Source organism: Nonlabens sp., assembly GCF_018401815.1.
Lineage (GTDB): Bacteria > Bacteroidota > Bacteroidia > Flavobacteriales > Flavobacteriaceae > Nonlabens.
The window spans coordinates 18156-32106 of record NZ_JAGYKG010000007.1 but is presented as its reverse complement, the minus strand read 5'-3'; the positions used below and the strand labels follow the sequence as shown (position 1 = coordinate 32106).

At 36.6% G+C, this 13951-nt stretch carries 10 protein-coding genes and 4 pseudogenes; 3 read left to right on the top strand and 11 right to left on the bottom strand.

Features of this window, described 5'->3' with window-relative positions; all coding sequences use genetic code 11:
- Positions 1–39 precede the first annotated feature (39 nt).
- Both KG732_RS12375 and KG732_RS12370 read right to left on the bottom strand, forming a co-directional pair.
- Positions 40–1284 (bottom strand): ammonium transporter, encoded by a 1245-nt coding sequence (locus tag KG732_RS12375; RefSeq protein ID WP_213524221.1) that lies wholly within the window; start codon positions 1282–1284, stop codon positions 40–42.
- A gap of 24 nt (positions 1285–1308) precedes the next feature.
- The gene (locus KG732_RS12370; protein WP_213524219.1) at positions 1309–1647 is read right to left on the bottom strand and encodes a P-II family nitrogen regulator; all 339 of its coding nucleotides are present in this window, start codon (positions 1645–1647) and stop codon (positions 1309–1311) included.
- A 484-nt stretch (positions 1648–2131) separates the two neighbouring features.
- On the opposite strand from KG732_RS12370, the pseudogene KG732_RS12365 reads away from it, so the two are divergent.
- The 3 pseudogenes from KG732_RS12365 to KG732_RS12355 form a co-directional block, all read left to right on the top strand.
- Positions 2132–2392: pseudogene (locus KG732_RS12365) on the top strand (transposase); the annotation flags it as partial.
- Between the two features lie 186 nt (positions 2393–2578).
- Positions 2579–2845: pseudogene (locus KG732_RS13190) on the top strand (transposase); the annotation flags it as partial.
- Positions 2821–3663: pseudogene (locus KG732_RS12355) on the top strand (IS3 family transposase); the annotation flags it as partial. The pseudogenes KG732_RS13190 and KG732_RS12355, both read left to right, overlap by 25 nt.
- A gap of 151 nt (positions 3664–3814) precedes the next feature.
- Here the strand turns inward: KG732_RS12355 and KG732_RS12350 are convergent.
- The 9 genes and pseudogenes from KG732_RS12350 to KG732_RS12310 form a co-directional block, all read right to left on the bottom strand.
- Positions 3815–4309, bottom strand: a complete 495-nt coding sequence (locus KG732_RS12350) for a hypothetical protein (RefSeq protein WP_213524213.1) — start codon at positions 4307–4309, stop codon at positions 3815–3817.
- Between the two features lie 5 nt (positions 4310–4314).
- A complete protein-coding gene (locus tag KG732_RS12345; RefSeq protein WP_213524211.1) occupies positions 4315–5730 on the bottom strand; it encodes a hypothetical protein in 1416 nt (471 codons plus the stop codon).
- Positions 5731–5965: 235 nt separating this feature from the next.
- Positions 5966–7519, bottom strand: a complete 1554-nt coding sequence (locus KG732_RS12340; protein ID WP_213524209.1) for an aldehyde dehydrogenase family protein — start codon at positions 7517–7519, stop codon at positions 5966–5968.
- A gap of 16 nt (positions 7520–7535) precedes the next feature.
- Positions 7536–8531, bottom strand: coding sequence for an NAD(P)H-dependent glycerol-3-phosphate dehydrogenase (locus KG732_RS12335; protein WP_213524207.1), 996 nt, complete (start codon positions 8529–8531; stop codon positions 7536–7538).
- A gap of 516 nt (positions 8532–9047) precedes the next feature.
- Positions 9048–9317, bottom strand: a pseudogene (locus tag KG732_RS12330) (SulP family inorganic anion transporter); the annotation flags it as partial.
- Between the two features lie 112 nt (positions 9318–9429).
- Positions 9430–10188: a tetratricopeptide repeat protein gene (locus KG732_RS12325; protein ID WP_213524204.1), complete on the bottom strand. Its 759-nt coding sequence runs from the start codon at positions 10186–10188 to the stop codon at positions 9430–9432.
- A 1-nt stretch (position 10189) separates the two neighbouring features.
- Entirely contained in the window at positions 10190–11956 is a 1767-nt protein-coding gene (locus KG732_RS12320) for a BatD family protein (protein ID WP_213524202.1), read from the bottom strand.
- On the bottom strand, positions 11956–12804 hold the full coding sequence (locus KG732_RS12315; RefSeq protein ID WP_213524200.1) for a tetratricopeptide repeat protein: 849 nt from the start codon (positions 12802–12804) through the stop codon (positions 11956–11958). Before KG732_RS12315 ends, KG732_RS12320 begins: the two co-directional genes overlap by 1 nt.
- Positions 12797–13828, bottom strand: coding sequence for a VWA domain-containing protein (locus KG732_RS12310; RefSeq protein ID WP_213524198.1), 1032 nt, complete (start codon positions 13826–13828; stop codon positions 12797–12799). Before KG732_RS12310 ends, KG732_RS12315 begins: the two co-directional genes overlap by 8 nt.
- Positions 13829–13951 lie beyond the last annotated feature (123 nt).

The following is a 13951-nucleotide window of genomic DNA, read 5'->3' as shown; positions in this document are numbered from 1 at the left end:
CGTTTTGCAGAACGCTCCGTTGCTATTTATAATGGTTTTTTAGTGTTGGTTTAATCTAAAGTCGGCATAAGCATCCATTCCATGTTCATGAAGGTCTAATCCTTCTAGTTCTTCTTCTTTGGAAACCCTTATTCCAAAAGTCTTTTTAATAATATAAAGAATTGAAAAAGCCGTAACGGAACAAAAAACAGCTGTAGCTCCTGCACCTGCTAGTTGGAATAGGAACTGATCTATTCCTGCCTTAGCGCCAAATATTCCTACTGCCAGAGTACCAAAAATCCCGCATATTAAATGTACCGCTACTGCACCAACCGGGTCGTCTAATTTTATTTTGTCTACAAAAGCTACTGCTAAAACAATAAGCGCTCCAGCGAGCAATCCAATAATTACCGATTCATTAGGAGACATTAGATCTGCTCCTGCAGTAATTCCAACCAATCCTCCAAGAATTCCATTTAAAAACATGGTGAGGTCATAGTTTTTATAGAAAATAGCAGATAGTACAAATGCACCTATTCCACCTGCGGCAGCTGCTAAAGATGTAGTGACCAATACTAGTGAAGTTCCCGCTGGATCTGCAGACAAAACAGACCCACCATTAAATCCGAACCAACCTAACCATAAGATAAGAACTCCTGCTGCTGCTAATGGGATATTGTGTCCAGGTATAGCTTGCGCCTTTCCAGTTTCTGAAAATTTACCAATTCTTGGGCCTAGTAGGTAAATGGCTATTAAAGCTGCCCAACCTCCTACAGAATGCACTAAGGTAGACCCCGCAAAATCATGAAACCCTGCATTTTCACCACCTAAGGTGCTTAAGAATCCGCCACCCCATTGCCATGAACCAACAATGGGGTATACCAGTCCAACATAGATAATTGTAAATATCATGAACCCGCCTAATTTAATTCTTTCAGCTACCGCACCAGAAACTATGGTGGCTGCTGTGGCTGCAAACATTCCTTGAAATAGAAAATCTGTCCAGTAAGTGTAGCCTCCAGAAGCGTAATCAGGGGTAAGTCCATTTTCTGGAAGTTGAATTCCAAAACCTGAAAAACCTAAATATCCATTGAAATCTCCAGGGTACATTAAGTTGAACCCGCCTAGGTAATAAAGTAAAAGTCCAGTACAAATGATGAATACGTTTTTAAATAGAATATTAATGGTATTTTTTTGTCTGGTTAATCCAATCTCTAAAAAAGAGAATCCAAGGTGCATAAAAAACACCAATGCCGTACATACCATCATCCATACATTGTTTGCTGTAAATAGTGCTGTTTCCATATTTTATTTTTATATAATTTTAAATTAGTTAATGCCTGCTGTTCCATTTTCTCGAGTCCTGATCCTGTAAGCGTCTTGTATATCGGACACAAAAATTTTACCGTCTCCTACATTACCGGTACTAGCAGCTTCTAATATGGAGTTAATAGCAGGCTCTAAAAATTCGTCTGAGATTACAATTGAAATCATTCTTCTTTGAATGTCAGAGGTACTGTAGCTAATACCTCTGTATACATGACCTTGCTTTTCATTTCCGACTCCAGTTACATCCCAGTAACTGAAAAAGTTAACGTCTATGGCATGAAGGGCTTTTTTGACTTCATCAAATTTTGATTTTCTAATAATGGCTTCCACTTTTTTCATAATGGTTATTATTTATTGGGTTAATACGGGGGAAAAGTATAAATAAATTATATTACCCCCTAATTAAATAGGGGTATACATCTAATAATTATATAATTATATATTTTGACCCTTTAAAAAAATGGGGTATGTTTTTTAAAGAGGTATAATTTATGAATTAGATATAATGTTACGAGCTAACTCCCCCTTTATGGTAGGAAAAAAAAGTATAATTGAAGCGAGTGCCTGTTTTTTTTGGCAATTGTTGCTAAAAACAAACGGGCAACTATAGAGCATTAAAGTAAGAGCGAATATGTTCAGGCGATGGTTATAATTGTAAAATCCAATCGCATGAAATGATGCCGTCAATGGTTGGACGCCCCGCGCTGCCGCGCGAATCCTTTCGTAGGGTTATGGAGCAGTTGTGGGCTGGTTAGCTGTATTTACTAGAAACGAATACAAAGAGTTGCTTATAGAGCGCTAAGAATTTTGTCAAAAAAGCAAAGGCGTGGAAATTTATGCATGGTGCATTATGACCAATCACGTTCATTTAATTTTTAGAAGTATTGATAATCAAAAACCAGAATTGTTATTAGGAGATTTTAAAAGAGATATAAGTAGGAGTATTATCAAATCAATTCAAGAAAATCCAAGAGAAAGCAGAAAAGAATTTTCATTAAATTATTTTAAGAAAGAAGCTTTAAAAAGTTCAACTACTAGTAATTTTCAATTTTGGCGTCATGACAACAAACCAATTGAATTATAGAGTACTGATGTGATTCAGTAAAAAATTAATTACATCCATAAAAATCCTATTGAAAAAGGCATTGTGTATAATACCTCTACAAATTCGGACCATTAGTTAAGTTGAAAATTTATTAACTTTAAACAATGGACAAAATGAGAAAATCAAGAAGGAAACCCGCCTGTTCCGGCCGGCAGGTTCACTTCAGAATTTAAGACAAAGGTAGCTGTAGAAGCCTTAAAGGAGCGGTATAGCCTATCAGAATTAGCTGAACGTTTTGAGTTACATCCGAATCAAATCAGTCAATGGAAACAAGAGTTTTTAGAAAAATCCAGTGATGTTTTTGATAAAAAATCATCTAAACCAAAAGAGCAGGAAGTTGATTTGGATAAGCTCTATGCAAAAATTGGTAAGCTTGAAATGGAGCGAGACTATTTAAAAAAAAGCTTGAAAAATTTGGATCTACTGCAATGAAAAAGGAATTGATTTCACAACAAAAGGACCTCTCATTAAGTATTAGAAACCAATGTGAGCTTCTTAATTTATCAAGGAGTAGTTTGTATTATAAACCCATAGGTGAAAAGCCAGAAAACTTAGAAATAATGCAAATTATGGATAAGCACATCTTAGAGGAACCAACAGCTGGAGTTCTCACCATGCAATCCATGTTAGAAGATAAAGATATTAAGGCTAGCTATGAGCGTGTAAGGCGTCTAATGCGTAAGGCTAACATTCGACCTATTTATCCTAGAAGACACTTAACAGTTCTGGGAGAAAAGAAGTATGTACATCCTTATCTCTTAAAAGGCTTGAAAATAGAGCGAGCTAACCAGGTATGGGAGATAGACATAACCTATATACCAATGCATAAAGGATTCATGTACCTTACAGCCATAATAGATGTATACAGCCGAGCTATTATGGCGTGGGGATTATCTAACACCTTAGATGCACAGGCAAGCTTGGAAGTGGTCAAACACGCCATAAAAACCAAAGGCAAGCCCGAGATATTGAACTCTGATCAAGGGAGTCAATTCACTTGTTTAGCTTATGTAAAACTTTTAAAGGATGAAGGGATAAGAATTAGTATGGATGGCAAAGGACGAGCTTTAGATAATATCTATATTGAACGATTTTGGAGAACCATTAAGTACCAACATATCTTTTTAAACCCCGCTGATGATGGTATAACTTTGTACCGAGGAATTAAAAAGTGGATGGATAAATATCATAACAAAAACCATCAAGGAATAAATCAAAAACCAATTGAAATGTATAAAAATGCAGCCTAAGAATTCAATTAAAAAACAACTAAAAGTGGTCTAAAGAAGTGAGGGTATTATAATCTGATTATTATGATAATCAAAAAGATATTAAATAACACAATAACTGCTTGAATCAGTAAAGGAATAAAGGAGTAATCATCTATTTTGAACATAAAAGTTATTTCTGTTTTTCTAAGAATCCTTGATAACTATTAACTATATCTATTAGAAATGCAGCTTTAATAGCTTTTGTTTTTGGTTTATGGATTTCAGGAAAGAAAGAAACAATCTTATTTTTTTTGTTGAATATGACTGTTCCTAATGGTTCATCTTCAATAAAATATATGTAATAATCATAATTTAAGTCCATATCATAATGGACAATATCCTTATGTTTTTTTACTTCATATTTTTCCACTTTCAAATCATCCTTATCGCGTACAGTTTTGTCTTTACTTGATTCTCTATACATATTAAAGATTTGTTTTAGGTAATCACCTCCCTTGGTAATCTCATCTTTTGTTAAAACAGTATACTCCTCTAATACAATATCATAGGTTTTTTCTGTAAAATATAAATCATAAGCAAAGTTTTTTGCTATTGATTTCTGATCTTGATTTTCATTTAGATGGACACAAGAATTGATTAGTAAAATAAAAATAAAATATTTCATAAAAATTAATTTGAATTTAATGGGCTAGTTCCAGTTGAAGTACCACCATTTAAGTTACCTGAGTTAATTTGACTTCTGAGCACTTGTCCTAAAGCTCCTGGATTTGATCCTCCACCAAGTAACCACGTACCTCCAGCATCTCCAAAATTTAGACCTAATATATTTGAAGCGTCCAAAACAAAATCAGTGCAATTCTGATTGTTTAAATTATAGTCCTCGTTGCTATATTGTATTGCCAATGTGATAATTCTGCTTAATTCAGATGCTGTGGCGTTCACATTACCGTTTACATCAATTTCATGAACTTGATCATTACCAAAAATACCTGATTCAGTAGGGGCTGTAGGTTTGCTTATTCCATCTGGATAAAATCCAAAGCTCCTAACTGTAGAACCCTGTTGGATGGTCAAAAAAGAATGACCAACATCTACGTTTATTCCATCAACGACAAAAGGTTCACTTGAATTTGGTATTGGTTGATCAACTTGAATGGTAATTACTGCTGATGATGACATATCAAAAACAGCTAAATAATCTGCAATATCAGTAATTTCCTCTTCTGGTCCATCAATAGTAATAAATTGTTCATCGCCAATGACAGGCTCAGAAAGCGATCCACACCTCCCATCTCCTAGTGATGGTACACTTGATTGTGGGCAATTACTATCTGTAGCTCCTATGGTGGCAGTACCATCGCTAGAGCCTCCATTACTACCTTGATTTTCTTCTGGATTTGTATCTATAGGATTAGAGTCGATAGGATCACTGGGTACGTTTGAATCAGGTGGGTCATTAGAAGGAATACCGCCGCCACTTGCGCTATCTCCATCGTCAATGCTTTCATTATTGCATGAGACATAATCCCATCTATAAACATAGCTTTCAAGGTCGACATATTCTCTCATGAGGGTGTAACAATTGCACGTAACTCCACTAAGTCCACACGATCTAAAATCAGTATTAATTTGAAAATTTGTAGATAGTTGTTCTTTTGAGAAAGATATAACTTCTTGATTTAAATCTGCACCTACATTGTTTTGATAATAATAGCTCAACAAATAGGATTCAAAAGTACCATCCAGCTGTTTTTCTAAAAACACGTTATACAATACGGTAGAATCTTGGTTTATTTTATACGCAGGTATATTATAACTTTCATAATCACCACTTATAATTTGACTTGCATAAGTGTCATCTATAAACAATTGATTGACACTGTCATAAACGCTAAGAAGTTGATTCTTTGATTTAAACGTAATTTCTGATAGCGATCTCTTTAACTCATACTTTGATAACATTTGTTCTTTGGTTATCTTATTAACTTGTATGGAGTTTTCTTTTAAGCTCGTAGCCTCTTCTTCTATTACCATATCTCGCTCACAACTGCTTACAATAAAAATGAATGCAGTGAGTGTGAACAAAAACGGTTTGAACCACTTAACTTTCTGTGTTTCTGTGTTTCTGTGTTTCTGTGTTTAAACATAATTTAAAGGTTTGAATTAATTCTTAAATATAAAGAGTTTTGAACTATTAAAAAAATGGGTGTTGACAGTCAAATTTACTTATCTAAATCTTTTAGATTTCTATAGCATTAGTTACAAAAAAACCGCCTTATTTCTAAGGCGGTTTTTGAATATTCTATAAAATAAGCACTTCTTACAAATCAAATTTGATTCCTTGTGCAAGAGGTAATTCTGTAGTATAATTGATCGTGTTGGTCTGTCTTCTCATATAGATTTTCCAAGCATCAGATCCAGACTCACGTCCACCACCAGTATCTTTTTCACCTCCAAAGGCGCCACCTATCTCAGCACCACTAGTTCCTATGTTTACGTTTGCAATACCACAATCAGATCCTCTTTGAGATAAGAAATGTTCTGCTTCTCTTAGGTTATTGGTCATGATCGCACTAGATAATCCTTGTGCTACACCGTTTTGTTGTTCCAAAGCATCTTCTACAGTTCCAGAGTATTTTAATAAATACAATACCGGAGCAAAAGTCTCGTGTTGTACGATTTGCATATCGTTTGTAGCTTCTGCAATTGCAGGTCTTACATAACAACCGCTTTCATAACCAGCACCAGTAAGTACGCCACCTTCTACGAGCACTTTACCACCTTGTTTTACAACTTGCTCTAAAGCGTGGTTGTAGTTAGCAACAGCATCGGTATCGATTACTGGACCTACGTGGTTGTTCTCATCTAATGGGTTCCCTATTTTCAACTGGCCATAAGCAGCAACAACTGCTTCTTTTACCTTATCATACATAGATTCATGAACAATCAGACGACGTGTTGAAGTACAACGCTGTCCAGCAGTTCCTACAGCTCCAAAAACAGCTCCTATTACCGTCATTTTTATATCGGCATCTGGAGTAACTATAATGGCATTGTTACCTCCTAATTCTAATAATGATTTACCAAGACGTTCTCCTACTTTGCTCGCAACAATTCTTCCCATACGAGTAGAACCAGTTGCGCTGATAAGTGGCACACGTTTATCTGTAGTCATCATTTCCCCTACTTTGTAATCTCCGTTTACTAAACAAGAAATTCCTTCTGGCAGGTTGTTATTTTTAAGAACAGTTGCTATGATATTCTGACAAGCTACCCCACAAAGAGGTGTTTTTTCACTAGGCTTCCAGATACACACATCTCCACAAATCCATGCAAGAGCTGTATTCCATGCCCAAACAGCTACTGGAAAATTAAAAGCACTAATGATTCCTACTATTCCTAATGGATGGTACTGCTCGTACATTCTATGTCCAGGACGTTCTGAATGCATGGTTAAACCGTGCAACTGACGAGAAAGACCTACTGCAAAATCACAGATGTCGATCATTTCTTGTACCTCTCCAAGACCTTCTTGATAGGATTTCCCCATTTCATAAGAAACCAGTTTACCCAGTGGTTCTTTCAATCGTCTCAATTCATCACCAAACTGACGCACAATCTCACCACGTAAAGGTGCCGGTTTCATTCTCCAGTCTTTAAACGCAGCTTGTGCGCTAGCAACTACTTTTTCATAATCTTCTTGGCTCGTGGTCGTTAATTTACCTATAACTGCTCCATCTACAGGAGAAGAAGAAGTTATGGTCGCGCCATTACCGAAGTGATGATTACCAGTTGATGTTCCGTGATTTGTTTCCTTGAGACCTAGTTGCTTTAAAGCAACGTCCATCCCAAAATCTTTTGCAAGTGTTGACATTGTATTGTTTTAATTTTTAATCCAGCTTATCAGCTAGTTTTTTAAACACCTTTTTAGGGTTTTTATTATCGTATAAAATGCTGTAAACAGCATCCAAGATAGGAGTTTTAGCTCCTTTTTCTTCATTGATTTGAAAAGCACTTTTAGTAGCGTAATAACCTTCGGCCACCATATTCATCTCCATTTGTGCACTTCGTACGGTATATCCTTTTCCCATCATATTACCGAACAAACGGTTACGCGAAAATCCAGAATATCCTGTTACCAGCAAATCTCCCAAATAAGCGCTATCATTAATATTGCGTTTCATCTTGTGAACTTTCTTGATAAAACGCTTCATTTCACGTATCGCGTTACTCATCAAAACACTCTGAAAATTATCACCATAACCTAAACCATGTGCAATTCCAGCAGCAATGGCATAAATATTTTTAAGCATCGCAGCGTATTCTGTACCGATGATATCATCGCTGATTTTACACTTGATGTAATCACTTTCTAAACGCTCAGCAAGAAATGTTGCTTTTTCTTCATCGGCGCAAGCAATGGTTAAATAAGAAAGTCGTTCTAGGGCTACCTCTTCAGCGTGACAAGGACCTGTAAGAACCCCTATGTTTTCAAACTCAATATCATAATGCTCATGGAAATGCTCTCCTACTATAAGCCCAGTTTCTGGAACAATACCTTTTATAGCGCTAAAAACAATTTTGCCTTTTAATGAAACGCTAAGTTTTTCCAACTCCTTCGATAAAAAAGCACTAGGTACAGCAAATATACAAAGATCACATAGGCCTATTATTTCATTGATATCGCTAGAAAGGTATAATTGCTCTGTACGGAACTCTACAGAGCTCAAATAACTAGGGTTGTGATCGTTCCTTTTGATGTGTTCAATCGCGTAATCGCTGCGCATATACCAATACACCGTATGTAGGTTTTCGCAAAGCATTTTTACTATGGCCGTCGCCCAACTACCACCGCCAATGACAGCAATTTTCTTGGTCTGATCCATTTTAAACAATTTTAGTGTTAAATTTTTGCATTTGATTGATTTCGTTTATGCCGATACGTGTCTATAAAATTAGAATTTAACCGACATGATCATTGGATTATTTGTCTCCTTTGAACAAAAAATTACCTCCATTAGGAACACGAAATTTAACTTGAAAATCGCCTCTTTTTTTTGGAATTCAAAGATACCATTTTTTTAAGGTATTAAAATTATACATCCCTCATGGATACTATGCGTGAATAGCGATTTAACAACATCCATTTTTTTATTGGTGGTGAAAATGAACAAATTGCAACCTATGTTTCAATTTTCTAAAAAGCCGATGCTGTATAATAGTTGAACAAGGCATTTGCTTTCGCGAAAGCAAGAACTATCAGAACTTAATTTTCTGGAGATGGCACGGTATCTTCGACATTTGCAAGGATCCAATGAAGGCAAGCATCGTAATTTTCAAAAATATGCTGTTTCCCTAAGAGGTCTGGAATGATATCAATCGTTTCTAATCGATACAAAGGTTGCTGGTAGTGCCTTAGATAAATCGCCCTCGTATACTTGAACAATTCCAGCGATCATTACCATACTTACTGCAGTCATGGGTGCTGTCGGGCCTGAAACTTGTGTATTGGTACCGCTAAAAAGCGATCCAAAAAAACCTATAAAAATAGCCCCGTATGATCCAGCGATTGCTCCCATACCAGATTGCACTCCAAAAGCTAGTGCTAAAGGCAGTGCTGCAACTCCAGCGGTTAAACCTCCTAATACATCGCCCTTTATATTTTTGAACAAAGGTTACATTGTAAAGTCCCTTATTAAAAAAAACGAATATGTAAGTTTTCTAAGGATTGGAATCTTAAAAGTAACAAGGTTCCCAGAGTTTTAGGTGAAAGAAATAAAAAAGTTATAATTTTTTGATCTTATCTAAGGGGATCCATGCTTTACTTCCGTTGGAAAGCAGCACAAGTGCCCATTGATTGAACTCTTCTAGCACTTCTACTTTTGTGCCTTCATGTAAGTTAAAACTAGGTGCAGCTTCTTCTCTAGGCTCTTCTCTTGTAGTAAACTCTGCCGTATAAACGATAGCGTATTGCTGGTCGTTTAAACTGCTCTTTACATAAAATGCAGCTGCAATAGATATTGCTAAAAATAAAAGCCCGAAAAAAGTCAATATAAAAAACAGCCGTTTTTTACTCGTGGTTTGAGCATAGTAATAAAGAAGGAACACTAACACAGTAAACAGAAGTATTAGTATACTAAAATAAGCCCATTCATCTACACTTAGAGCGGTGATAACCCTAGATACATCAGACTCTAAACCTGTGGTAGTTGTAGCTTCAATAACATCAATTTTCATTTGATTGGCAAATTTGAGATTATTGATGACATCTCTATTTTCTGAATCCAGTTGTAATGCTTTTTCGTAATTGTAAATAGCTGGCCCTATAGCATTAATTTTATAATATGCATTTCCTAGATTAAAATACACCTCAGCACTGTGTTTGCTTGTTTTTAAAATTTGCTCATAACCTGCAATAGCTAAGTCATAGTTTTCTTCTGTATATGCTTGGTTTGCTTTCGCGAAAGCGGCCAATTCAAAAGAATCTTGTGCATTAGCTATAAAAACAAAAAGCAAACATAAAATACGCAACGCCTTTTTCATCTTACTTTTTTATTTGTTTATCAATATCGTTTAAAATACGACCTGCTTTTTCATAATCTTCCTTCATACTAGCTTCAGAAGACGGCGTAAACCTAGCAAACTCGCAGCTTGCTAGCAATTCTATAAATTCTTTTCTAACACCCTCCATCGCTCCTTGCTCTGCAAGCAAGACCGCTACTTTATCTTTAGACATTTCGGCAGTTTGCATACGCAGTTTTGATTTGAGGTAATTGTGTAAGGATTTTTCTAAAGAAATGTAAAACAACTCGTGATTTCCTATGTTTTTCTTGGCAGTACTCAGGTACTTTTTACTCAATTTATTGGCTGTCCTGATTCTATTGCCTACTACGTCTGAATGCCGTTTTTCTTGTTGCCCTCTAAATAATAGAACTAGTGGTAAAATCAAGAGTGTTCCTCCCAAAACCGACCAATACGTTAGCGTGTTAAAAAAATAGGTCTTGTATTTATTTTCTAATCGGGTTTGTGTTTTAATAAAGGCAAACTGAGCGTTGTTCTCTATGATGTTTCTCGTTTCGTCTCCAGTAGCGGCAACTGGATGTACTCCAGCAGTAGTAGGGGCATCACCGTCAACCATCAACAACATTTCATCACTATTTTTAGTAAAATAGCGCTCTTTTGCAGGATCAAAATAAGAGAATTCTATAGGTGGAATCATATATTTACCGCCATATTGAGGTACGACTACATAACGATCTGTAATACTACCGCGCATTCCGTAAATATTAGTGGTCACATTATTCTTGCGTTCTGGATCATATACTTCAAGACTTTGTGGTGCTTTTAATTTAGGAAGCTCCATCAAATTCAAATTACCAGAGCCAGAAACACTGATACTAGCGGTTAAACTTTCTCCTGCATCAAGTTGGGCACGATCTGTTTCTACTTTAAAATTAAAATCACCAACCGCTCCGGTAAAACTTATTGGCCTTCCTACTGCGGGTAAGTTCTTAACAGTAATCTCGCGTTTCCCTGCACTAACTGTTTTACTAACCGTTGTAGTATAAGGCCTCCCAAAAAAGTCTCTTCTGTTAGTGGGTACTTGAACTTGAACATCTAATGTAAGGGGTTCTATTTCCAATTTGCCTGTTTTCTGCGGGTATAAAACCGCCTCTCTTAAAACTAAGTAACGATAAGGTTCTCCTAGATAAGTACCATTTTGAACTTGTCTATTGCGATTATCAATGTTTTGAGACCAGAAGTCTCTGTATTTTGGACTGTCTAACTCATTCCAGCCGGTTACCCCTGTCTGATTAGAAACATAAATTTTATAAACTACTCGTATGGCTTCATTCAAATACGGGTTGGAATTAGAAACCTCGGCAACTAAATGAATGCTGTCATCTACGCTAATGGATTGGTCATCTGGACCCTTTGGTTTTTCTACTGCACCAGTCACATTGATCACTTGTGGGATGGTTTTATATTCATTCCCATTATAAGTCATCACCGCTTGCTGTATGGTGAGCTTTCCTGTTGTATTAGGCTTCAGCACATAGGTATAGGACTTAGACATGCTACTTACTCCATTGATCCAGCTTTGTGAAACTGACTGACTAGGACCCGCAACAACTTGGAATCCGGTAAAATTAGGAGGCGTAAAATTATCTCCATCCACGTTCATTTTAAATTCAATACGCAATCGTTCATTTATCGCAATTTTATCGCGACTGGCCTCAGCGGTAAAGTCAACTTGTGCAAAACTTAAACCGCTTATTAAAATAACTACTACATAAATCAAATTTTTCATTACCAATCTTTTTCAGATTTTTTTGCAGGACCTGCAGCTTTCTTTGCGTTTACTTTAGCTCTAATTTTTTGTTCTTCATTACTCATCGCCTCTAATATCTGATTGATCTGTTGTGGTGTCATTTTACCTTCCACACGTTGTGGGGCGTTTTGGTCTTGCTTTTTAGGTTCCCCGTCGCCATCTTTTCCATCTTTAGGCTTTCCATCTTGATCTTTATCGCCTTCTCCATCACCTTTTTCCTTGTCCCCGTCTTTCTCGTTTTCTTTTCCGTCGTTTTTACCGTCAGACTTCTCGTCTTTATCCCCTTCTTTATTGTCCTGATCTTTGCTTTGGCTGTCGTCTTTCTTATCTTTTTCATCATCACCACCGCCACCGCCGCCACCTTGCTTTTCTTCTTCTTTTTTAGCAAGCGCTAGATTGTATCTGGTTTCTTCGTCTGTCGGATCATTTCTCAACGCATTTTTATATGCCTCTACTGCCTTTTTATATTCTTTGTTTTCCAGCAACAAATTTCCTTGATTGTGAAAAATCCTGTGTTTTTCTTCTTTGGTTGTAGCGGCTTCAGCAGCTGCTATATAACTGCTAGAGGCCTTGTACTTCTTAGTGTTCTCGTAGTATAAATTTCCAAGATTATAAGCGGCATCCACACTCTGCGGATTTACTGCTTTTGCTTTTTTATAGGCAGCTTCGGCAAGGTTGAAATTTCCTTCACTTGCATATTCCTGAGCTTTTGCTACTGCGTTTTCATATACTGGATTTGTTGTTGGTGTTGGTTGCGCTTTCGCGAAAGCGTAACTACCCAAAATCCATAAAACGACTATTATATGTTTCATCTTCTTCTTATTCATTGAACAAGTTTAATTTTTTAAGCCAATTGGTTTTTTTCTCTAGGTAAAGGATATCTAAAAATAAAAAGAACAGTCCAAAACCCAAAAACCACTGAAATTGAGATTCAAAGTCGGCATATTGTTGTGATTCAAAGGCGACCTTATCGATTCCGGAGAGCTCAGCCTTCAATTCTTCTATTACCGTTGCCGTAACCGTACCATCGATATAAGCCCCCTTTCCCGCTTCAGAAATTTCTATTAATGTTTCCGCATTGAGCTTAGTGATCACGGTGTTCCCGTCTCTATCTTTTTTAAACTCTCTAACGATTCCATTTCTTTTAATGGGAATGGTCGTTCCTTTTTCAGTTCCTACACCTATAGTAAAGATGCGTATTCCCTTCTCAGCAGCAGCTTCAGCAACTGCAACGCTCTCTCCCTCGTGGTCTTCTCCATCACTGATGATGACTAAAATTTTTGCGGCTTCCGTCTCGTCACTATAATAATTTTCTGCCAACTGTATCGCCTCATTAATAGCCGTTCCTTGACTGGAAATCAATTCGGTAGTCAACGATTGCAAGAACATTTTTGCACTTCCGTAATCTGTTGTAATCGGTAATTGTGGAACGGCGCTTCCTGCATAAGCAATGAGTCCTATGCGATCACTTGCCAGGTTGTTAATGATCTCGGTAACTAAACGTTGGGATTTTTCCAATCGGTTAGGAGCGATATCTTCTGCTAGCATCGATTTAGATACATCTACTGCAAAAACAATATCAACACCTTCTCGATTGACAGTTTCTGTTTTTTCGCCTGCTTTAAGGTTCACCAGCGCCAAAACTAAAAACGCAATTCCCACACAAACGGTTACCAATTTTAAAATAGGTTTGAACCAAGAGCGGTCTGGAATCAAATGATCCAGCATTTGCTTAGCAGCATACTTTTTTTGTGCGCGATGCCTCCAGTAAGAAAGCCCTATAAATAGAACGATCAAGACCGGGATAAGGCACAAAAGCCAGAAATATATTTTTTCTTCTAGTATATACACTTTCTTAGTTATTATCTATTAGTAATAGTTAAAATTAGTTTTTTCACTCCTCCTAAATGAGCCTGAAAAGCTTGTCTGTCAAATAGGGGAAACCAACGTATTTCTCTTAAGAAATAAACGTCT

Coding starts and splice junctions, on each gene's coding strand:
- KG732_RS12350 (WP_213524213.1), bottom strand. CDS start 4,309: ATGAAATATTTTATTTTTATTTTACTAATCAATTCTTGTGTCCATCTA.
- KG732_RS12335 (WP_213524207.1), bottom strand. CDS start 8,531: ATGGATCAGACCAAGAAAATTGCTGTCATTGGCGGTGGTAGTTGGGCG.
- KG732_RS12370 (WP_213524219.1), bottom strand. CDS start 1,647: ATGAAAAAAGTGGAAGCCATTATTAGAAAATCAAAATTTGATGAAGTC.
- KG732_RS12315 (WP_213524200.1), bottom strand. CDS start 12,804: ATGAATAAGAAGAAGATGAAACATATAATAGTCGTTTTATGGATTTTG.
- KG732_RS12320 (WP_213524202.1), bottom strand. CDS start 11,956: ATGAAAAATTTGATTTATGTAGTAGTTATTTTAATAAGCGGTTTAAGT.
- KG732_RS12340 (WP_213524209.1), bottom strand. CDS start 7,519: ATGTCAACACTTGCAAAAGATTTTGGGATGGACGTTGCTTTAAAGCAA.
- KG732_RS12325 (WP_213524204.1), bottom strand. CDS start 10,188: ATGAAAAAGGCGTTGCGTATTTTATGTTTGCTTTTTGTTTTTATAGCT.
- KG732_RS12375 (WP_213524221.1), bottom strand. CDS start 1,284: ATGGAAACAGCACTATTTACAGCAAACAATGTATGGATGATGGTATGT.